The sequence below is a fragment of the Solibacillus sp. FSL K6-1554 genome, assembly GCF_038005185.1.
Lineage (GTDB): Bacteria > Bacillota > Bacilli > Bacillales_A > Planococcaceae > Solibacillus > Solibacillus silvestris.
Genome location: NZ_JBBOSS010000001.1, coordinates 1,788,076 through 1,808,891, shown reverse-complemented (window position 1 = coordinate 1,808,891; position 20,816 = coordinate 1,788,076). Strand labels below are relative to the sequence as shown.

At 34.1% G+C, this 20,816-nt stretch carries 23 protein-coding genes; 8 read left to right on the top strand and 15 right to left on the bottom strand.

Annotated features, from left to right (window positions below; genetic code table 11):
• The first annotated feature begins 1,234 nt into the window (after nt 1–1,234).
• Both MHB58_RS08780 and MHB58_RS08775 read left to right on the top strand, forming a co-directional pair.
• Nucleotides 1,235–1,621 (top strand): DUF5071 domain-containing protein, encoded by a 387-nt coding sequence (locus MHB58_RS08780; protein ID WP_014823976.1) that lies wholly within the window; start codon nt 1,235–1,237, stop codon nt 1,619–1,621.
• Between the two features lie 574 nt (nt 1,622–2,195).
• Nucleotides 2,196–2,384, top strand: a complete 189-nt coding sequence (locus tag MHB58_RS08775) for a hypothetical protein (protein ID WP_014823977.1) — start codon at nt 2,196–2,198, stop codon at nt 2,382–2,384.
• Between the two features lie 203 nt (nt 2,385–2,587).
• Here MHB58_RS08775 and MHB58_RS08770 read toward each other — a convergent pair whose 3' ends face one another.
• From MHB58_RS08770 to MHB58_RS08735, 8 genes are all read right to left on the bottom strand, one after another.
• On the bottom strand, nt 2,588–2,728 hold the full coding sequence (locus tag MHB58_RS08770; RefSeq protein WP_014823978.1) for a DUF6366 family protein: 141 nt from the start codon (nt 2,726–2,728) through the stop codon (nt 2,588–2,590).
• Nucleotides 2,729–2,879: 151 nt separating this feature from the next.
• Nucleotides 2,880–3,656, bottom strand: coding sequence for a GNAT family N-acetyltransferase (locus MHB58_RS08765; RefSeq protein ID WP_014823979.1), 777 nt, complete (start codon nt 3,654–3,656; stop codon nt 2,880–2,882).
• A gap of 198 nt (nt 3,657–3,854) precedes the next feature.
• Nucleotides 3,855–4,064, bottom strand: a complete 210-nt coding sequence (locus MHB58_RS08760; RefSeq protein ID WP_014823980.1) for a hypothetical protein — start codon at nt 4,062–4,064, stop codon at nt 3,855–3,857.
• A 14-nt stretch (nt 4,065–4,078) separates the two neighbouring features.
• Nucleotides 4,079–4,558 (bottom strand): YjdJ family protein, encoded by a 480-nt coding sequence (locus MHB58_RS08755; RefSeq protein WP_014823981.1) that lies wholly within the window; start codon nt 4,556–4,558, stop codon nt 4,079–4,081.
• Nucleotides 4,559–4,604: 46 nt separating this feature from the next.
• The gene (locus MHB58_RS08750) at nt 4,605–4,973 is read right to left on the bottom strand and encodes a hypothetical protein (protein WP_014823982.1); all 369 of its coding nucleotides are present in this window, start codon (nt 4,971–4,973) and stop codon (nt 4,605–4,607) included.
• A gap of 203 nt (nt 4,974–5,176) precedes the next feature.
• Nucleotides 5,177–5,956 (bottom strand): alpha/beta fold hydrolase, encoded by a 780-nt coding sequence (locus MHB58_RS08745; protein ID WP_340735063.1) that lies wholly within the window; start codon nt 5,954–5,956, stop codon nt 5,177–5,179.
• A gap of 230 nt (nt 5,957–6,186) precedes the next feature.
• On the bottom strand, nt 6,187–8,766 hold the full coding sequence (locus MHB58_RS08740; RefSeq protein ID WP_014823984.1) for an AAA family ATPase: 2,580 nt from the start codon (nt 8,764–8,766) through the stop codon (nt 6,187–6,189).
• On the bottom strand, nt 8,756–10,045 hold the full coding sequence (locus MHB58_RS08735; RefSeq protein ID WP_014823985.1) for a methyltransferase domain-containing protein: 1,290 nt from the start codon (nt 10,043–10,045) through the stop codon (nt 8,756–8,758). The genes MHB58_RS08740 and MHB58_RS08735 overlap by 11 nt, the downstream gene beginning before the upstream one ends.
• Nucleotides 10,046–10,299: 254 nt before the next feature.
• Between MHB58_RS08735 and MHB58_RS08730 the strand changes: the two genes are divergently transcribed.
• The gene (locus MHB58_RS08730) at nt 10,300–10,884 is read left to right on the top strand and encodes a Crp/Fnr family transcriptional regulator (RefSeq protein WP_340735062.1); all 585 of its coding nucleotides are present in this window, start codon (nt 10,300–10,302) and stop codon (nt 10,882–10,884) included.
• 208 nt (nt 10,885–11,092) lie between these two features.
• A complete protein-coding gene (locus tag MHB58_RS08725) occupies nt 11,093–12,061 on the top strand; it encodes an NAD(P)-dependent alcohol dehydrogenase (protein ID WP_014823987.1) in 969 nt (322 codons plus the stop codon).
• A 204-nt stretch (nt 12,062–12,265) separates the two neighbouring features.
• Here the strand turns inward: MHB58_RS08725 and MHB58_RS08720 are convergent, their stop codons facing one another.
• A complete protein-coding gene (locus tag MHB58_RS08720) occupies nt 12,266–12,841 on the bottom strand; it encodes a hypothetical protein (RefSeq protein WP_014823988.1) in 576 nt (191 codons plus the stop codon).
• 771 nt (nt 12,842–13,612) lie between these two features.
• On the opposite strand from MHB58_RS08720, the gene MHB58_RS08715 reads away from it, so the two are divergent.
• Both MHB58_RS08715 and MHB58_RS20295 read left to right on the top strand, forming a co-directional pair.
• Nucleotides 13,613–13,822, top strand: a complete 210-nt coding sequence (locus MHB58_RS08715; protein WP_340735061.1) for a hypothetical protein — start codon at nt 13,613–13,615, stop codon at nt 13,820–13,822.
• Nucleotides 13,823–14,092, top strand: coding sequence for a DUF4030 domain-containing protein (locus MHB58_RS20295; RefSeq protein WP_445683148.1), 270 nt, complete (start codon nt 13,823–13,825; stop codon nt 14,090–14,092).
• A gap of 109 nt (nt 14,093–14,201) precedes the next feature.
• On the opposite strand, the gene MHB58_RS08710 is transcribed toward MHB58_RS20295, so the two are convergent.
• From MHB58_RS08710 to MHB58_RS08685, 6 genes are all read right to left on the bottom strand, one after another.
• The gene (locus MHB58_RS08710) at nt 14,202–14,663 is read right to left on the bottom strand and encodes a GNAT family N-acetyltransferase (protein WP_340735060.1); all 462 of its coding nucleotides are present in this window, start codon (nt 14,661–14,663) and stop codon (nt 14,202–14,204) included.
• 280 nt (nt 14,664–14,943) lie between these two features.
• The gene (locus tag MHB58_RS08705) at nt 14,944–15,885 is read right to left on the bottom strand and encodes a hypothetical protein (protein ID WP_340735059.1); all 942 of its coding nucleotides are present in this window, start codon (nt 15,883–15,885) and stop codon (nt 14,944–14,946) included.
• Between the two features lie 227 nt (nt 15,886–16,112).
• Nucleotides 16,113–17,036, bottom strand: coding sequence for a hypothetical protein (locus tag MHB58_RS08700; RefSeq protein ID WP_340735058.1), 924 nt, complete (start codon nt 17,034–17,036; stop codon nt 16,113–16,115).
• Nucleotides 17,037–17,091: 55 nt separating this feature from the next.
• Nucleotides 17,092–17,331: a hypothetical protein gene (locus tag MHB58_RS08695; RefSeq protein ID WP_340735057.1), complete on the bottom strand. Its 240-nt coding sequence runs from the start codon at nt 17,329–17,331 to the stop codon at nt 17,092–17,094.
• A 25-nt stretch (nt 17,332–17,356) separates the two neighbouring features.
• Nucleotides 17,357–17,581 carry a hypothetical protein gene (locus MHB58_RS08690; protein ID WP_340735056.1) on the bottom strand — a complete coding sequence of 75 codons (225 nt, stop codon included), beginning with the start codon at nt 17,579–17,581 and terminating at the stop codon, nt 17,357–17,359.
• 362 nt (nt 17,582–17,943) lie between these two features.
• Nucleotides 17,944–18,417, bottom strand: coding sequence for a hypothetical protein (locus MHB58_RS08685; protein ID WP_340735055.1), 474 nt, complete (start codon nt 18,415–18,417; stop codon nt 17,944–17,946).
• A gap of 267 nt (nt 18,418–18,684) precedes the next feature.
• Between MHB58_RS08685 and MHB58_RS08680 the strand changes: the two genes are divergently transcribed.
• Both MHB58_RS08680 and MHB58_RS08675 read left to right on the top strand, forming a co-directional pair.
• A complete protein-coding gene (locus tag MHB58_RS08680) occupies nt 18,685–19,224 on the top strand; it encodes a sigma-70 family RNA polymerase sigma factor (protein ID WP_340735054.1) in 540 nt (179 codons plus the stop codon).
• Complete coding sequence (locus tag MHB58_RS08675) at nt 19,217–20,764, top strand: hypothetical protein (RefSeq protein WP_340735053.1); 1,548 nt, start codon at nt 19,217–19,219, stop codon at nt 20,762–20,764. The genes MHB58_RS08680 and MHB58_RS08675 overlap by 8 nt, the downstream gene beginning before the upstream one ends.
• Nucleotides 20,765–20,816: the final 52 nt, after the last annotated feature.

Genomic DNA, 20,816 nt, shown 5'->3' with positions numbered 1-20,816 from the left:
TATATTCTCCTAAAAATTTATACAATCTTTATATATTTTTATATATTACCATTTTATGAATGATTTTGCTTATAGACATTCCCTAAGCGTCGTTAAGTGACCTTTCATAAAAGAATATTATTCAACAATATGGACCTATAACGGAAAAACGCGATCTTCATATTGAAAAATCGCGCCCGATTGTTATCAGCCAATATTTCTACTTCTATCGTTAGTGCATAAGAAAATGCTTATTCTTCTTCAAGTTTAGTATTTTTATAAAGACTATCTACTATTGGGTAAATATCAGGCTCTGTATAATAGTAATAGTCAGTTACCTCATTTTCCGTAAATATAAAAGTCATTTGTTCACCTTCATAAAGGGATATGGCATAACGAAATCCAGCTCTATCTTCTTGGTTTTCTTCAGGTAAAACTGTACATCCTTGATTTCACTCAAAAATTCACCAATTACTTTTTTATCTGTTATGATTTTTGAATAACCTGTACTCCCATCTGTTACTTGAATTTTTGTGACATCTTCAAGGTCATTTTTATAAAATTCTGTAAAGTTTTTCGTTTCTAATCCGCAGCCTGTTAAAAGAATACATACATATCAATACCTCCATATCAAAAACGCTATACTTTTTCTATTAATTAAAGTATAACCTTACCAATCAGTCGTTTGGTAATATTTAACGAAAATATGGCCCTATAATTGAATAAAGCACTTTTCTTATTCAGAAAAGCGCCCGATTGTGGAATTAGAGATAGTCATATTCATGTGGTATACTACCTTACATAAAAAAGAAGTACCAAATACGATTTTGAGTACGGGAATAGACTGTAATTAACAACATCTTTTGTTTTAATTGTCTAGACTAGAGTATTGCTATAACATTTTTAAATTGAATAATAAATAATCCATTAAAAAGGAGGTTAAGAACATTCTTACAAATAAATATATACGTCCTCTTGTATATCCAAGTCTTTTGTTTATAAGTATGACTATTTTAAATATTTATCAAGATAACGGGATTCAGTGGGGGGATAATCTTTTTCTCTTTCTTTTCACATTAGTTTTCTACAACTTAATTTTATTTTTGCTTAAACGGTTTAAAGAAACATCCCCTTCAAAATAACTTTTTATTTGTTGAATTATTCGAGTAATACAAATACATACAAAATAAAGCTCCCAAATGACTCATTGGGAATGTTAAACTTCAACTATCGTAAGCAAGGAGGGTGGGTGTATATGGAGAATTTCGAAAGTCTTTTGCCAAGACATAAATTTGATAATGATAGTGTAGCAATGATTAAAAAAATGGATAGAGATAAAATATTGCCTTTATTGCCTAATCTCCTTGAATGGATTCAAGATATGAATTGGCCAGTGGCACCAAGCGTGTTAGATCTACTTTTAACTTTTCCAGAAGAAATTGTTCCATATGTGCAAGATGTTTTATCTTCTGATGATGATAACTGGAAGTGGTTCATTTTACATTATTTAGTTATAGAATTACCGAGAGAGTCGAGAGTTCAGTTTAGAGAGTATTTAACAAGAGTATCTGAAACACCTACAGGTAATGAACTCGCAGAAGAACTTGATGAAATAGCAAAAAAGATTTTGGAAACAATCTAAAACATCCCTTCTTACTTCACTAACGATGTACTTTAGTACAACAAGAATTTATAACGTATACATATATAAACCTAATAACGTTCCCAAATCAAAGTTTGGGAATCCACAAAAATCCACAAACGCTTTTAAATCAGTGTTTGTGGATTTTTGTGTAGAATATTTATGCGGTGTTTTATGCAAGTCGCATAAAACATTGATATAAAAGCTTTAATCTTGCTGAGTTTGTTCATTTATTTGTATAGAAACTTGTATAAAATATTTCTTATCGGCAAAATTTAAATCTATTCAGACGCCATCCCATAACGAATTTATTCCACAATATGGCCCTTTATCTGAAAAGGGTAGCATCAAATCTATAAGCACAAAGATTTCCACATATTTCATAGAGCATATAAGGACAGGAACAGAGAGTCGTAGATTGGAAAAGAAGCTATTTCGTTCACCGAAAACAGCAAGTCCTTACCCAGTAAACGAGTAGAATAATCAAAATTCTGAAAATGATACATAAATTTAATATAAAAGTTGCTTTCAATCATTTATACTAAAAATATAGTCATTCTGAGAGGTGAATTTAGTGATTATTAAAGATAATAAATCATCCCATTTAGATGAACACCTAAAGAATAATTCTGAAATTAGTAGTAATGAAGATAAAGAAATGCTTGAAAACATCAAGGTTACAATAGAGAAAAATAAAGAAGTAATAGAGCAAAACCGTAAAATTCTTGAATCAAAGAAACAAGAAGAAGCCACTGAAGAATGACCTCAGTGGTTTTTTGTTTTATCTTATTGCTCTTGGAATTCCTTATAAAATCACTTTAGGGTCTTCCTTTTTTCCAGGAAAGCGCCCGATTGTTGAAGATCGTTTTTCTGTGTCCCTGTACTTTCAAATGGGGATTATAATGACTTATATATACTATATACAATAAAAATTACAAGGATGATTATAATTAATACTCCGATTTCTTAGATACTCATTCCAGTAGTATTAGGCGTACCTGCTTGTGTGCGATTTAGATTATCATTGAAATTTCCAGCTGGATTCCTCGTTTGTTCTTCTCGATATAAACGCTCTCTTTCCTGTTCTGGTGTTTCTTTTCTAAACATCTGAACACATCCTAAGTTGTTATATTAGTATTTCTAGCAGAGTTCAATAAATCCCTTTAACCCTTCCCAAAACATCGTTTAGTAGTACTGCCTAAAAGAATTTTATTCCACAATCTGGCCCGATTGTTGAAGTTTGGACTAATTAATTTTTTTAAACGAAAATTGAATATTCAACAGGTTCAACAAACCCTAGCTTCCCTGCTAAGTTTATAGAAGACTCATTTGTTACATCACAATCCCATTTAGGCACGATACTATTTTTTAAACAATACTCTATAAATGAAGTTGCGATTATATTAGCTAATCCTTTTCCTCTATAATCTTTGTGAGTAAAAATATCAATCTCTGCAAATTCTTGTGAAGAAAAAATTGAAGAACATTCACTAATTACTCTTTCATTATGTAGTATGCTGAATCCAAAACCATTTTTAAGAAAGTTTAATGTGGAGCCCCAATATTCTTTATAGTAAACCTCATTAAATTCCAAGCTATTCTTTATTATTTCTGCGTTTATTTTTTTTATAGAATATTCACTAGATTGTAATATTGTTTTGTCTATTTCCTTATCAAAATTATAATTAAAAGAAAATCTTCTCCTTTGTTTAATTTCCTCTTTTAACTGACTCATTATTGCACATTTCCATTTACTCGATGAAGAGAATAAAGTGAATCTTGACTTATTATTTTTCTTATACCTATATAGCTCAAAGAGGAAATTATTGAAATCTAAGTTATCTACCTCTCCCCCCACAAAATATATACCTGATTTAGTCCCAATCAGAACTGACTTCTGAGAACTAGAGTCAACATAAACTGTTCCTTGTATATAGCCATCTAAAATTGAATATACGAAAGTTGGACAAGTTATATTATTTTTGTTCAATGTTCTTTTTAAATTTTTAAATTCACTTTGATTAAGTGATATCATAAAATCACGCCTTTCTATTTTATACCAACTAATGTAAATTACATATTAACCACAATTCAAAGCATGTCATCTATTTACTTATTTAAAAAGCCCATAATTTGAGGAATGCGTATTCCTTATTAAAGAATCACGCATGATTGAATATCGAGATAGGCTTACTCTTTCTCGCCATGAATTAAATTTAATTGTACGATTCAGTTAGAGGATGATTTCATATATTTTTTGATATCCAAAAGGTAAAATTGAAACAATACAAATTCCTGCTATTATAAAAGAAGTTGTTAAAATTCTATATTGTAAAATCGAAATATCTTCTCTTTTATAGGCTATATTTAATACTCTAATCATTGAAAAAACTGTCATAAAAATTATGAAAGCGGAAAAAACACTTGTTAGAATTACCGGCATTTTTTTAACCTCCTTCAACTATTTACCTCACCTTTTGGCGTACTATGTAATTTATATAGTAATACTGCAACTGTTAAAAAGAAAAATCCGCTAATTAAAGAAAACGAGAAAAAAATACTTCTTCCTAAAGTCGAGGAATTAAAAATCGAGCTACTAAATATCAACAGTATTACACCTATTATTCCCCAGTAACCAATTCCCCATTTAGATTTACTTTTGATTAGATATAAGCCGGTTATACTTAGAATATAGAGGACGCTTACGATCATAATTGTGGGGAAAAAGGGTTGAAATTTAGCTGCATAAACGAAATAATCGAGTGGGCTAATATCATGCCCATTTGTAATCTCTGTATTAAACAAATTGGTAAATGGCGTTGTGTGCTTCCATTCGAATGGTTTTTCTATAATTGCGCTTCCTTCATACCATGCAATAAAAGTTGATATTATGAAAGTTAATATCCCAACAATAATTTGTATTACATACTTAAACATCTCCACTCTCCTCTTACTATTTTTCTACCGCCCATTAGGGGATCTGTTAGTATTTCTCGATTTTAATAGTTATTTTTAATTTTTCTTCACTTGTTGTTTCGGTTTCTGATTCAGAAATATTCTTAATCGAATCTTCAACTATTTGTTGAATCAACGTAGCTTCAATATTTGATTTCTTTGGAAAACCTACTGCAACCGTTGATTCGCCAGCTCCACCATCTAACATTATTGCGAGTGCATCACTTTCAAGTTCTGTTAACTTTGTAATCGATCCTATTATTTCTGTTTGTAATTCAGCAAATAAGGCTTTATGAGAAACTGCTACTTCGTGCTCGCTTTCTAATACCTCAACTTTATTACATCCACCTAACAAGATTGAACAAAATACAATCCCTGAAATTATAGTTTTTTTCAATTTTCTGCACCCTTTCATACTGTTTCAAGAATTAATAGATATAGTTACTTAACGAAAGCACTTGAAATAAGTTCCTTTTAAGGATAAATATGCGGATAATAATATGGATAATTAATGTTAATATTTACATAAAAATTAAAGGAAACCTATTATATATAGGTTTCCTTTATGTACTAAGTCCAATTAGTAGATTAAACAATTTATTATTTTATTGTTACCACGCCTTGTGGTAGAGAAAAGTCCTGTATCCAATTTTCTATCATTTGGTTAAAGAAATTAGGATTCATCAATGATATTCCGTGACCAACATTAGGTATAATTATCCCAGTACAATTTGAATTACTTGCAACTATATCTCTTGCAGACTTTTTCATAATTGCTTTTTCTTTTTCACCCACAGTAACTAATATATTGCTTTCTGCATTATTAAAGCCGTTAGGAATTTTAAATGACATATTTTCTTCTAATATTCTTATAAGGGTAGCAGATTTCATTTGAGAACTTTCATAGTAATATGTTTCAAGGAATTCTTCATCAATATAAAGTGTTTTGGCTTGAAGTTTTGAAAAAGTTTTATTTTTAACTAATGGAAAAAATAGCTTTATAGATGGTTTTATCATTTTTCTAATAAATGAATTAGGCCTTACTAATGCGCTGTTTACGATTGCATAATTAATTAAATTTGAATTATTACTTAACATTTGAATAGTTACCTGTGCCCCTAATGAGAAGCCAATAACAATAATTTTTTTACCATCAGCTATCTTTTCTATTAACCTATTTACTTTTTCTGCACTTAATTGAATTGAAAAATTTTCGATATTTCTACTTGCCCCTTGTTCTGGCAAATCTATTGTAATGCAATGATAATTACTGAAGTATTGAATTTGTTTATCCCACATCCAACTACTTACTCCACCACCGTGTAAAAATACCATTAATGGAGCGTTCTTATCCCCATACTCTCGATAACTTAAATCCAAACAATTCACCTCTTTCATATTAATTAATTCTGTTCCATAAATCTTTCAGAAATTCTTTAAATGGTGTTTCGTGCTTGCAACTAAACTATCTAATGAAAATATGATTGTTACGGATGCTTAAAGGGCCTATAAAACCTATGCAAACCCTTTTTTTAAAGAGGAAGAAGGGTCAACATAAACCATAAATAGAGTTGTTTCTTTTAGGTATGCGGTAATTTGTAAATATCATTTTATAATCGCGGATCGGTTGTATCGCTTTCTAATGCAAGCGTTGCAAGTGCACATTCATGTACACGATTGCTGCTTTCCAAACTTACAAAACGTGAAATTCCCTCTATGCCTAACTTAAATTCCAATAAAGCGTTCTTCATTTTTCGGGAAGGGTTCCGCTGTTTTAACTTTTTCATAATTGCTTCATCTGTATAGTCCATGCCATATATGATGCGTAAATATTCCCGGCCGCGTACTTTAATTGCCGGCTGCAGTAATTTCCCTTTATGATAAGCGAGGAAATCGAATGGCTTAATAACAATGCCTTCATGACCATTTTCCGTCATGTCCTGCCACCAATCTATTACTTCCTGTTTATCCTGTTCGCTTTCGATTACACGATATTCTGTCGCTATAAATAACGAACTATTTTCAGCCAAATGCGCATTCATTTGCATATGCCAGCTATGAGGCTGATGGAAGTTAGTTGATGAACTATGGGCAAGAATATGGAATGGTGCGATTTGTATACCGGATAGTTCATTTGTTGGCCAGCAATAGTTTTTGAATACCGCATCAAAGCGTGCAGCATTTTTATATTTATCTGTGTATTCCTCCAGCCAGCTTGTAACATCCACATGTTTAGTAGCCTTCAACTTTTCGATGAGTTTATAGCGATCCATTAATGCATTTTCAGCGACCGTTTCATATTGTTGATCGATTAAGCGGTGTGCTTTTAAATTCCATGGTAAAATTTCGGCGTCCATTAAAACGAAGCTTGTATTAAATCGCTCGAAGTAATTTTTAGCCATTAGCTCAGCATGGATTTTTTCCACCATCTGTTGCTGCTGTAATTTTTCAAAGAAGGCACGACCTGTACGTGTTGTAATGTAGCCTAAGCTGTCACTGTTAATGAGCTTCTTTGCAACTTCTCTATTTTTTGCAATAAAGATGACCGCACGACTGCCCATATGCTTTTTCTCGGCAATCATTTTTTGAATACCGTTTTTCTTATAGTAATTAAACGCTTCTGCAGGGTGTTCCAAATAGTCCGGTAATGCAGCTGTTTGTGGTGTTGGACTCATTGTTGGCGGAATGTAAATAATCTGCTCCAAAGGCAATGTGTAATGAGAGAATGTATCCATTGCTGCCATAGCATTTTCTTTCGGAATTGTTATTTGATCCCCACTAGTTGTATGAACTGCAAAGCCATTTATAAATTGGGCCACATTTGGTGGAATGAATCGCTTATTTTCCGCCTCTAAAATAGGGTTGTCCTCAGTGCCGGCATAGTTTGCGAATGCTTTCACACTTCTTAATGTTTGCTCAGGATATTGAAATGCCGTTAACTCCCCGCCAAATACAACTCCTTGGTCAATATTTATTGTTCGATTTGCTTTAAATGGCTGTACTTTCACATCATGTCCCCAAATGATCAACTCGCTTGTTTTATGCTGCGAGAACCAATCACCGCGTACAGGCTTACTGTAGCTGTCCGTTTGCTGTATATCACCGTATCGACAAAAATCAGATATGCGTTTAGATTCCTTGCCGATGTAATGGTCCTTTATCCCGGCATGTGCAACAACAGCTTTTGTGATCTTATTTTTCGTTAAAATATAATGTGAAGGTGCCTTTAGAAGCATGCTTGCAAAACGTTCTTTTAGTGCCTCAGCAGCCTCTTCGCCATGCTCCTTTTCATACTCGGTAAATTCTTGCTGGACAAGCTCATCCCCGTGGTTGAGCGAAACATTTTTTCCATCTAACCAACGCGCTATTTTCCAACCATGATTGCTGTCTGTCATAAAGCTTAATCCCGCTTCAATCTGATTCAACCAAAATTGCATCGTTTCAATTGATTTAGGTCCGCGGCTCATAATATCGCCTACAGAAATTAACCGTCGCCCAGCTGGGTGAATATATACATCGCCGCGCTGCTCATAGCCAAGATCCTTCAAGAGCACAAGCATCTCATCATAGCAGCCATGAATATCCCCGATAATATCAAAACCGCTTTCGATTTCTAAACAAAGCTTATTCGTTTCTCGTACTATCTCGACGCTTTCGTCATTTACTTTATAAATTTTGGCAAATGGCTCTTTCTTTATTGCTTTCAACTCATATTTCAGCGTATTGAATTGCTGCAGCACACGTTTACGACCTCTAGGGTTATCACGCAACACATCACGTGCAAGCAGCTGCTCTTTTGATGTATTCAAAATTAGCGCTAAAACCGGTACATGATGACGTTTAGCAATTTCAAAATATTTGACACGTTCAAAGCCGCGTAAATTTGTGGCATCAATTATCGATACTTTATTTAGCTTTGCACGGGCTTCCACAACCGTATGAAGTGCGTGAAACGCCTGTTCTGAAATACGCTGATATTCTTCATAAACAATATCCTCATCATCTTTAGATACCGCTGAAAAATCGATAAAATCGATATCCGCCACAAGCCGACGATAGTAGTCAGAGCTAATGATCTCGCTTTCAAGGAGCTGACCTGAATCGACTAATGATTGCAGTAATGTGGATTTCCCGCTATTTGATGGCCCTATTACAAGTACAATGGCCCCGTTTGGAAGTTTAAATTGCATGTGAATCTCTCCTTGTCATGATACACATTTGAGTAGGAGCACCATATTGTTCATGTACAGAACCGATCCCTTCAAATAGTAAATCATAGTTTGGCGCAACTGCTTTACACCATGCTTCAAACTGCTTGCGATTCCATTCAAAGCGGTGATCATCGTGGCGCATATCTTCAAGTTCGTACACCGTATTATACTCTGCGTTTGGTGTCGTAATAATTAAATGCTTAGGCGTATAATTTTGTGTGATGAGCTGCATCATTTGAGGCAGTCGTTCCTCATTTATATGTTCAATAACCTCGCATAAAATAAAGACATCCGCCTCTGTAAACTCTTTATCTTCATAGTAAAGTGATCCCCACTTAATAATAGGTTTTGTAGCAAATTGCTGATCGGCAAAACGTTTATGCATTTTAGCAAGTGCATGATTACTAGGATCTACACTGTACAGTTTTTTAATCGTATCGATTTGCGCAAGAAGCATCGATAATTTCCCTTCTCCTGCCCCCATATCGATAACCGTTTTAGGTTTTAATGCTGTAACTGCCTCGGCAATTGTTTCATAGCGACGCGTATTTAAAGATGGTTTATTGACTTTTTGCTCATTCTCTTCTGTCATGTACAATTGTTTAAAGCGCAATGCTTTTTTGTAAATAAATTCACGCATCGGATGAGTTTCAAGCCAGCCCTCACCGTAGTTTTCTATACGCTCCCTCTCGGCTTCATCAATAAAATAATGCTTATAGTCATCCATAACCGGGATTAATATAAAAATTTGATGTAGTGCTTTCTTTAACGTAATGGTATTTGCAAGCGTTAAGAATCGTGCGCGTTTAGCGTCAGTCATCGTGTTAATCGTTACTTCATAGCCTAACGGTTCCCATAAATTTCGGAGTACCTCGTCTGTGAGCTTTGATGAAATTGGGCCAAACTCAAATGTAAACGGAAAGTCCATCGCTGCATATTGTATATATTCTTCCTTAGGTTTTCCGTTCAGCGCAGTACCTAAAGCTGAACGAATAAGCGATAAGAAAATGGTACTTACAGCAAATTCCCGGTCATTAATATAATGGGTAATATCATACGCTTCATTATCTTTTACAAGTGCCAATGAATCAGGAGTAACAAAAATGGAAGCGTATAATTCGTCATCTGTCATTTTATGATAAGCAAATCGAACCGAATGCCCTTTTACTTTGCGCTCATATATGGTTGACGGGTTTTTCGCCAGTAAATGCGATATTGCTCTTGCATGCGGATTTTTTGTATAAATAGATAGTTGCATAAAGTTAATTTTCTCCTTTAAGGGATTATTACTAGTGTCTATTATAAATGAGTGGCAGCCGAAATGTTTGTAAATTTGTAGTTGGTGTTTCAGGCCTTCAAAATCTTTGTGCCTTTTCATCATATACAAGAAAAGCGCCCGATTGTTGAATGTTGAATCCAAAAGCATTGCTTTTTCTTATGAAGGGGTAATGTATAAAAGTGTTGAATAGATTAAAATACATTTAATTGTTTCAATAGAAAGGTAGAGAATATATGATTGATATACTCAAAAAATATATGTCTGATTTTACTTCGATGAGCGAAGATGAACAGCGAGCAATTGCTGAAAGTTTACAGATTGGGAAATATAAAAAAGGAAAATACCTTCTTATGCAAGGAAATATTTCAGATATTAAATGTTATTTCGTATTAATGGGGTGTGTTAGGCAGTTTTTTGTAGATGAATCAGGTAAAGAGGTAACATCAAATTTTTTTACTGAAGAAGAAGCTATACCAATAATCAACGAAAAGACTCAAGGAGAGCTGTCAAAGTATTCATTAGTCTGTGTTGAAGATAGTATATTAGTTGTTGGTGATGTTACTTCAGAAAGTACGATGTTTAACAAATATCCACAACTTGAAATGATGATACGAAAAATGATGGAAATAAACCTTGGTGAAATGCAAGATCAATTATGTGAATTTATCAGCTCTTCTCCAGAAGAACGATACAATATCATTTTAAGACAACGCCCTCAGTTAATTGAACGTGTACCACAACATCAATTAGCCAGTTATCTTGGAATTACACCTGAATCATTAAGTAGAATTAAAAAGCGAATGAAAAACAGTTATTAAAATTGATACCCTCTTCCTTTCTTAATCATCTCATCTCTTTATTAGCAATAATTCACTGAAGACTATCTAGCCAACTAATATGAACCAAATCCCTCCTATCCCTTGGAAAATTTATAATATCCTTTGCAAATTAACTTAAGTCAATGAACGATATTTACCCCCTTGTTATTATTTAGTTACCAAAAAGACGAATGTGGAGGGGATTTTTATGAAAGCAATCGTATGTAATAAATATGGTTCACCTGATGTCCTTGAATTAAAAGAGGTTGAAAAGCCTTACCCTGCTGAGAATCAAGTATTGGTTAAGATTCATTCAGCATCCTTAAACTTTGGGAACTTAATTCTTTTGAAAGGCAAACCCTTCTTAGCCCGATTTGCCTTCGGATTAACGAAACCAAAATACTCAATTCCAGGTGGTGACATAGCTGGTACAGTTGAAGCTGTAGGGAAAGAGGTTAAACTATTCAAAGTAGGAGACGAAGTATTTGGCGACTTATCTGGTTGTGGTTGGGGAGGTTTTGCTGAATATGTTGCCGTACCCGAATATGCCTTAGCCTTTAAGCCAACTAATATCTCCTTTGAGGAAGCAGCTGCTGCACCTATGGCTGGTGTAACTGCCTTACAGGGACTACGTGATAAAGGTAAACTTAAATTGGGACATAAAGTATTAATCTATGGTGCCTCTGGTGGCGTTGGAACTTTTGCGGTACAAATTGCTAAAGCATTCGGTGCTGAAGTAACGGGTGTGTGTAGTACAAGAAACGTTGAAATATTACGTTCGATAGGAGCTGATCATGTCATTGACTATTCAAAAGAGCATTTTACTCAACATCAGGGGTATTTTGATTTGGTCCTTGGCGTGAATGGCTCGAATTCCCTTTCAGATTATACACGAGTATTAAAAAAAGACGGGAATTTTGTACACGTAGGAGGTTCCGAGTCTCAACTTTATCAAACATTATTTCTGGGTCCTTTTATTTCAATGGTTGGAAGCAAAAAATTAAGTAGCCTGTTGCAAAGAGCAAATCAAAATGACTTAAATGATTTAAAAGAATTACTTAAAACTAATAAAGTAAGACCAATAATTGATAAGCGGTTTAATCTAGGTGAAATAACTGAGGCATTCAAATATTTTCAGGAAGGTCATGCACAAGGTAAAGTGGTGATTACTATATAAGGGCATAATTACTTTGCCTTATACTAAGTCTAAATTAGCGATTTCTACACAGTGCGATGTCTGTATATAGGTTGCATTTCTGCTAGTTGGTTTATTTTACTGGCTCGATTCTATACGTGGAATCGAGCCTGTTTTATCTACTTATTATAGTCAGTTGTACATTTATACACCTGGAAGCTAATTCCCCTTCAACACCCTACTCCTTTAACAATCTTTTAAATCCGTCGTGAGCAATTTCATTTCATAGTCCATACTTGTCATTGTTTTAAGAGTACCATTTTTTCCATCAACAAATGGAAAAGCTGATTTGTGAATAGCGTAATGCTTTAACTTTAAATAGGCGACCACTGGAAAATCTGAATCAACCCATATTGCCTGATAACCTACTAAGCCAAATTTTTGCATCAGACGGTCCAAACTTTCTACTACCGAATATACAAATTCATCATAATTGCACGCAAATGCTGATGTAGTCTCTGGCTCACCTTTTTCAGTGTCGTCTACATACTGGTTGATTTTAAAGTGTAGGTTTTCTCCGTTACTTTTTAGATCAAACGCTTTGATATGCCACTCTGTTAATCCTGGTTCTTGATACCAACTAAAATTCATCTCATCGCCATAAAATTCTGTATTCATATCAGAATTCAGCGACATTAAAGCATTTAACAAATCGCCTAAAGCATCAGAAAGATAACTCGCTCTATAAATTAACGATTCATTTGCTGTCTGTATTTCGCATATAGCCCATCCTACGCCTGTAATTTTATAATTAAATTTCAACTTACTCACCCTTTCAATTGTTAATGAATTTGACCTTCAGTGAGTTAAGATACATTTCACTCTCAATATTTTAAATCTGTATAAACCCCTATATTCTTCAATTAATATACCTATAAGATAGCACTGGCTTCGTTTCCTTTTTCTGCGAATAATTTAGTCGCCACCTCTAAAACATCTTTTCTCTTTTCACTTTTCTTCAATTGTCTCTTTCATTTTGTTCTACCTATTTTTGATTGATTAACCAATCTTTTCGTTAAACTTACTACGCAAACCAGATTTTGGCAATAAAAATCATATGTGCTGTAAAATAACAAAAAGTTAATTTTTGAAACTAACTATTATTTCATTCGAAAAGCGAGCTGTTCATAATCTTATTCTTTTTAATTTCCAGATTGTGCATCCCAAGCTCCTCCGCCATCGCCTATAAGGTAAAAACAAAAAAGGGGGTTATCCTAAATGGTTTCAAAAATCCCATATGTAGGACATAGTATTCCAAAAACCGTTCTAAATAGTAATTACAGATGTGTTGGAGAAAGAAGGATATAACTCGGCAGGAGTCGGTATGAGCAAATGGGAGGATATGACACTATTTGACATACAGCTGAAAGGAACGGAAGAATACGTCATCAAGAAGAGGACAAGGTTTTAGCTATTTTTTCGGAATTTTCGAAAAAAGGTTATGATAACTACGAGTTAATGATTTCTAAGACGAATGAAATATCACCCGAGCTATCTTAGGTATTTAATCAAAGGGGAGAAATAGGCGGAAAGTTGAAGTCGGACTTGCAGGCAGCAGGCTATACGATTTTGGATATTAACGCATACTCACCTATCATCAAAGTATATATACCGGTTACTGATGAAGCTAAGAAAGCAGAAATTAACACAGTAGCGAGTGAATTCTTGAATTCAAACGGTTCATTGAAAAGTGTACAGATTATAACAAAAGATGTTTCGGTTGAAGAACTTGAGACAAAGTAGATGCCCGTAATTACAAGTATTGAAGAAGAATTATACCTAAAAAAAGAGTACCGGGTAGATAACATTAGTTATACCTTCAACCCTGAAAAAGTGTCTATTACCATCAAGCTGAACATGAACTCATCACATACTGAATCTAAAGAGGCAGTGAACAAAATCCATGAAAGAATTACTGAATTCCTAAATAGTGAAGAAGTAAAAATAAAGATAGACAATCAGGTATATGAGTTACTAATCCAAGACAAGAACGGCAAGGATTTTCTATTTTAAAAACAAAAATACTTACCAACATAGTAGAGCAACCTCTTTTATAGCGTTGCTCTTTTTCTATTTAAAGTTACTTTTGAATCGCGCCTGATTGCTGATCTCACTAATCCTCTTAGATTAAGAAACTCATCACAATTAATTCACCCTTAGGCCCTTGACGGCGCACACCGTAATCCTTAAAACCACACTTCTTATAAAGATTTTGGGCAGCAGTGTTTGCAACATTAACAGCAAGTACGATTTCATTAATATGAGGGAAATTCTTTTGTACATATGCGGGTAGTAACTGCAATGCCTGCTTTGCATAGCCTTTCCCTTGTTCATTAACCTCTGTTGAAAAAGCACGTACTAAAATCGCATTACTATTATCCGAATATGGTGCTACTCCTTCCTGCTGATGTAAATCAAAATATGTTACAAGCTTTCCTTCAACGATTGCTAATATAGGCGTTCTACTATTACTTGCTAGTTTTAAACATTCACGTGGGTGCCCTGTAAATTTCAGCTGGCTTTCAACTAATTGATATTCGTTAATTAAATGTTGATATGATTGATTGAACGATTGTAATTCCATAATTAGCGCCTCCAGATAAGAACCTATGTTCCTATTTTAACTTTTTGTTTTGAATATTGCAATAATTTCAGAATATGTGCCAAATAACACTTTGGTAGCGTTTCATATTTTTGATTCTACATACTAGTTAAATTAGGATCACTCCAGAAAAAATGTTATTCAACAATATGGTCCTATAACGGAATAACGCGATTTTCTTATTGAAGAATCACGCCCTTTAATGGAATAACATAAATATTTAAAAGAGCTAAAGCTTTAGAAAATAATATTGACCTAAATCTTACTGTTTGATTTCCCTATCATTTTTATCCCTAATAATAATTTCGTATGGAATTTCTTCAATCGATAACTCTTCTCTTTTCAACTCTATGATTTTATCTACATACTCTGTAATTTGATTTATCTTTTTATCTGAATTCCCGAACCATTTAGATGAATGGATGTTAGTTTTAATTATAATTTGTAATGGCTCAGGGTGGAATGAGTAGGCAAACCCCCGATATTCCTTAAACCTCTTATTCGTTTCTTCACTTATCGCACTAAAGATTGGTTGCCATTGTTGATCACGTATCGCACTTTCGCTTTTCTTTTGTATCTTAACCGTATATTCTAAATCCATTTTTGAGAGAATCGTTTGATCGATGATTTTTTCGAGATCTTCAATTTCTTTACTTTTCCCGAAATCTTCCTTCATTCCTTGCATTTCAATAAGGATTTCATTATTGGAATTAGTTGAGATTGAATTAGACGGACACCCCTTTTCCTTTAATAAAGCCGAAATTTCTTCAATTACTTGCATCATAGTTTCCCTTTGCTTTTCATCTTCTTCACTTAATGCAGGATAGTTATCGAGAACAAGAAAATCTACCGTATAATTTTGAAACCCAATCATATTTGCCATGTTATGGATGATCTTTTCAATGTTTGTTTTATTGGCTTCTAAAAATGCCTTATTCTGAACCTGCACAGTTACGTTTCGTTCTTCATGTGAAAAACCTAAACCAACTTTAAACCCATTATCTTTTAGTTCCTTAGCACTTTTTGTTAAAAATTGCTCTAATTTCTTTTTTTCCGCTTTTGTTTCTTCCATACTTTTAACTAATGTACTTTCTATTGCTTCGGTATTTACAGATGCTGTTTTATTTGAACTTTTTTTAAGTATCATATTAGATGCCGTTATTATGAGTAATAACACAACAAAGCCTGTTAGGACTTTTTTCAAAATACCGCCTCCCATTAAGAAGGTATGTCGGTATTTTTACATTATTCTCATTATCATTCCACATAATTGTATATTTAATTTAATTGAACTTCTTTACTTTATCCCACTCGCGTTATTCAACAATATAGCTGATTCTAGCATAACAATTGCTCCCAAATGCTAATAACTATAATAGTTGCACTTCTGTTTTTAAGTACTGAAACGTCTCATTTACTGAGCGATAACCATCACACATCGGATTTCAATTCATAAATATACAGCTCATTCCCGTCCAAAAACAGCAACTTATTCTCACGGTTATTCACTAATTGCGGTTCGAGAGGCTTACCATTTGGTTTCATTAGTTCGAGTTTACGGACCGTCTTATATTCATTGCCTTCACGTTGTAACTCAAAAAATGCATGTTCCCCTCTCCCTTGGTACGCAATGATTGTCTCCCCTTTTACCGCAAATGCATGAAAATGCATATCTTCAGTTGGATAATACTTTGTGAGACCTTCTTTCCGTACACCAATCATCGATTCCAGGCTAAAGAAAAACCAAATTCCTTCATTAGGTACATCATTCAACGCTAAACACTCAAAAATATAATATTCCGTATCCTCTTCAAGCGAATCCATCTTACCACCCGACGCGTCCCAGCCAACTAGCCCGCTACTGCCAACCGGATCCTTCCAGCCGTAATTGCCGAAAACGCCTTCATCAAAGTATCCTGTCCAAATCTCTTGATTCTTTGTTACGAATACATGCTCAATACCATCCCCTAAACAAAAGGATCGGATGAAACAACCATTTTCATCATAGACTCGTGAGTTTTCTTCAATATTTTGAGCATCATGGTAATACGACCGCGCGCATACAAGTAGAATGTGTCCGTCATCTATCGGCTGTATGTGATGATAATTCCATGTCTCTTCCGGCAAATCCAGCACTTTCTTTTGTCCATCTTTTAGATGAACGACTTGATATCTATAGCTTTTTTCCGTAACAGTTGCAGGGAAGGAACCACCAATTAGTGGAATTTGCTCCTCCCTCAGCAGAACAAATACATCGTTGTCATGTCCAAGTGCAATTGAAAGAGGTGTCATTTTTTTCAGCTCTTCTTTAAGATTAGCAATTGGATTCATCGGTATTTTGAGTATTGATTTCATATTCTTTCACCAACCTTTTCTTTATAAAGAATTTCTATATCTTAACGGCCATTAATTATTGCTTTTTACTTTTAAACTCTTCATATTCTCCCCAGGCTATATAAGCAATACCTATCATTAAAGCAACAATGCTACTTACATTTAAAGGGCTTTCTACATAGGTTAGCATGGCATTAAATAATTCGTCGTTCCAACTTAAAACACCCGAACCAAAGATTGCTGCACTAATATATTTTGCAGAAAATAAAAATGCAGCTATCGCTATAAAAGCAACCCCAGTTCCACGTTTATTCATGTACGCCACTCCTTGCTAAATATACTTAGAAACTAAAAAGAGTCATCACGATAATGATCAAAGATACGGGCATAAAAAACATTGCCCAGCTATTTTTACCTTTCGTTTTAAATTCCTCTATTCCAATAAGTGCAAAGAAAATACCAAGTAGTAAAGATGATATTGGACCATACGAAAAATCTTTTGTAATTAAGCCATATGCTGATATTCCCATTGCAGCTAAAGCAAGGATGATTTTAATAATTTTCAACTTAAATCCCCCTTATCTCGTTTGTTTAAGCACATTTTTTCACAACTCATCAATTTATTTTAGCATAAATTTCCATACCTCTGTGTTTGATATTATGCGAACATTTAGCACCAGTTTTGACATCGATTATAGCAAGACCACATAAATTTATGCGGTATTACTAATTATGTTTCGAATTGAGGTGTACATTTTTTAGAAATAAGTAAAAATTTTAAAAGGATACCCTTTTGTATAAAAAAGGATATCCTATATTAGCTAACTATAATGATTCTATATTAGAAGAAGGCGCACGAATTTAAATCTAATAACTTTTCAATTGAGCTACTGTTAATATTTCACAGTGATTTTCAAACAAATTTAAATTACTTTTCATGAACTTTCACATATACACTTCCAAATAGGCTTTCCCCTATATAAGCATCTAACTTCCATATTCCACTTTTAGGTAATGCCATGTTAGATGGGGCGTGTTTGTCTGCGCCATTATTAGCACCACCTAGTCCGCCACTGGTTACGAAGATTTCTTCATCTTCATTTTCATGTGTGGCTACAACTTTTAGTTCTCCTTCTAACTCTTGTTCTTCCCCCCAAAAATGCCACATGTACTTTTGCTCTTTATCAGGATAGAACCTAACTACTTCGCTATCATCGTAAATAAAACCTAATCGACCTTCTTCTCCAATCATTGTGTAACCGCCTGATTCAAAAAGTGAACTTTCATTCCAATTGTTTTTAATTACTTTTTCATTTTTTCCAATGGACTCCTCTTCCTTACAGCCTGCAGTTGCAAACGATAAAATTACTGCGAAGATTAAAAGGATTCTTTTTTTCAACATAAATACACCCCCACTGACTTATAATGCTTATTCTCTATCTTACTTTGATAGCCCTTCAAAAAACGCCAAAAAGGGGGCAATCCTTTTATCCCAGGAAAGCACCTGAAATCAAACCTGAAACCCTAAAGCGGAATTTCTTCCTCTATTTCCGCCCCCTACCCTCAGAGAGGTCAATATGTTTTAATATTTCACAACAGTAATTTTTTTACAACCAAATTAGATTTGCTCCGTCTAATAATTGAAAGGGTGAGGAGGATGCTTGAACGAGTGCTAGAACAAGTAGAAGTAAGTGAGTTAAATAAAGAGGAGAGAATTGAATGGTTGTTGAATGAATACGGCCAAAATATAGCTCGTTTAGCATTTACTTATACTAAGCAGAAGCAACTATCAGAAGATATTGCGCAAGAAGTATTTATTAAGTGCTTCGAGAACTTAGACAACTTTAGGAATGAATCTACTTATAAAACATGGTTATACCGTATTACGGTGAACCTATGTAAAGATAAGTTAAGGAGCTGGTCTTTTAAAAATATCGTACTTACTGAATTTTTCACAAAAATAAAGAGTACAAATAAATCACCTGAAATGGAATTAGTCGGTCTAGAGGAAAGGCGATTAGTTGCAGAAAAAATACTTTCCTTACCCGTGAAGTATCGAGAAGTAATTATTTTATATTACTATGAAGAAATGTCATATAACCAAATATCAGATTTATTAAATTTGAGTATACAAACGATAAAGTCTCGATTACATAGGGCGCGCCTGTTGTTAAAAAAGTTACTAGAAGGGAGCATCAAACATGGATGACATGTTTAAACAAATCGTAGAGACTATGAACAAAACTGTGTTAAAGGACATTCACTTCGATGCGAAACAGAAAGAAAACGTAAGGCAGGTTATATACAAAAGGAAAAAGAAGTTCCCTATCAAGCCAACGTTGAATTATCTATTACCAATAGCTGTAGCGTGTCTGTTTTTTGTAGGCACAAGCTATTATGTTACTACGGAGATGGAAATTTTCTCACGTGAAGAGCAGACGGCAGGTTTAAATACCAACAAGGGAGATGTTCCACCTGGCCCCAAAGTTGAAACCAACTTCTATACACCTCCCGCACAAGAAGAATCATATGAAGATATGACAAAAGAAGATGTGGTTACCAAGCTCTTAAATACGGTGGATTATTTTTACACAGCTACTGGAAAATTCGAAGACTATTCAATATATAATGATGATTCAGATAGTAAGTCAGTGACTGAGTACAAAATAAGTATAAAAAATGAAATTGGTGGTTATCAGAAAAATACCCCTCAATCTGATGACAAGGAAACGGGGTATGAGGAATTTATAAACGAATTTATTTATAATGAAGAAAAGGTCTGGCTTAAACAAAATATAAATTACACATATAAAGTTCTGGACTATCAATCGACACCCACACGAGATCCGATTACGCCAGAGGAAGCGTTTAATTTAGAATTGAAAGACATTTATTCAGATAAAGCCAATTTTAGGGAAACTCCGGAAATTTCCCCTGGCGGAAATTCTTTGTTTCCCTATGAAATCACAGCAAGTTACTTGAGAAATACAGAGCTTTGGGATATAGAAAAACAAAACGAAGAATTGTTAGGTCATAATACCATTGTTTTATATGGAAAAATGGATGAGCAAGTGATAAATAGATTCAAAATGAAAAGAACTACTGACACTTTTCGCTTTTGGGTAGATAAAGATACTGGAATCTTAGTTAAATATGAAACGTATGATGCGGACGGTCAACTTACAGGCTATCTCCATCCTGAAAGTTTGGAAGTGAATATACCGATTGATCCGCAAGATTTTGTGCCAAACTTAGATGGTTATACTCCTTTTGTTCCTTATGGAAAAAAGCCTGAGCTTGATTCAAAAGAAGAAAAAATAGAAGCTGTAGATACCAATAAAGAAGATACGGAAGCTATAGTAGATTTAATGCGAAAGGACTTGCCTTTCCTGTATGAATTCACGCATCCCGATCTTGAAATATCTTCAGCTTCCTATATGGAATTTGAAGAAAAATTCAGCCACGCTTACCTTACGTATATTCCCAAAAATGAAGCGGGAATAGTATACGTAACCGCTTATCACCAGGATTCCTTTATGCGTCCTTCGAATAATTTCGATGTGATTACAGGAAAACAACTTGAACTGTTCACGTTAAACGGCATTGAATGGAAAAGCTATGAATTAAAAGATGTTTTAGGCGCCAAGTTTATAGGCATGAAAGGTGATTATATATATGAGGTCGTGAGTCAAAAAATATCCCTCGAAGAAATGAAGGCTTTATTAGAATCTTTTCATCCAGTAAATTAGGGATGAGTAATAGCCATATAAAAAGAAGTAAAAGCGCTCAGAAAAAATTTGA

Bases quoted from the DNA above. Each gene is read 5' to 3' on its own strand.
- MHB58_RS08780 (WP_014823976.1), top strand. From the start codon at position 1,235: ATGGAGAATTTCGAAAGTCTTTTGCCAAGACATAAATTTGATAATGAT.
- MHB58_RS08770 (WP_014823978.1), bottom strand. From the start codon at position 2,728: ATGTTTAGAAAAGAAACACCAGAACAGGAAAGAGAGCGTTTATATCGA.
- MHB58_RS08765 (WP_014823979.1), bottom strand. From the start codon at position 3,656: ATGATATCACTTAATCAAAGTGAATTTAAAAATTTAAAAAGAACATTG.
- MHB58_RS08760 (WP_014823980.1), bottom strand. From the start codon at position 4,064: ATGCCGGTAATTCTAACAAGTGTTTTTTCCGCTTTCATAATTTTTATG.
- MHB58_RS08755 (WP_014823981.1), bottom strand. From the start codon at position 4,558: ATGTTTAAGTATGTAATACAAATTATTGTTGGGATATTAACTTTCATA.
- MHB58_RS08740 (WP_014823984.1), bottom strand. From the start codon at position 8,766: ATGCAATTTAAACTTCCAAACGGGGCCATTGTACTTGTAATAGGGCCA.
- MHB58_RS08735 (WP_014823985.1), bottom strand. From the start codon at position 10,045: ATGCAACTATCTATTTATACAAAAAATCCGCATGCAAGAGCAATATCG.
- MHB58_RS08730 (WP_340735062.1), top strand. From the start codon at position 10,300: ATGATTGATATACTCAAAAAATATATGTCTGATTTTACTTCGATGAGC.
- MHB58_RS08725 (WP_014823987.1), top strand. From the start codon at position 11,093: ATGAAAGCAATCGTATGTAATAAATATGGTTCACCTGATGTCCTTGAA.
- MHB58_RS20295 (WP_445683148.1), top strand. From the start codon at position 13,823: ATGCCCGTAATTACAAGTATTGAAGAAGAATTATACCTAAAAAAAGAG.
- MHB58_RS08710 (WP_340735060.1), bottom strand. From the start codon at position 14,663: ATGGAATTACAATCGTTCAATCAATCATATCAACATTTAATTAACGAA.
- MHB58_RS08700 (WP_340735058.1), bottom strand. From the start codon at position 17,036: ATGAAATCAATACTCAAAATACCGATGAATCCAATTGCTAATCTTAAA.
- MHB58_RS08695 (WP_340735057.1), bottom strand. From the start codon at position 17,331: ATGAATAAACGTGGAACTGGGGTTGCTTTTATAGCGATAGCTGCATTT.
- MHB58_RS08685 (WP_340735055.1), bottom strand. From the start codon at position 18,417: ATGTTGAAAAAAAGAATCCTTTTAATCTTCGCAGTAATTTTATCGTTT.
- MHB58_RS08675 (WP_340735053.1), top strand. From the start codon at position 19,217: ATGGATGACATGTTTAAACAAATCGTAGAGACTATGAACAAAACTGTG.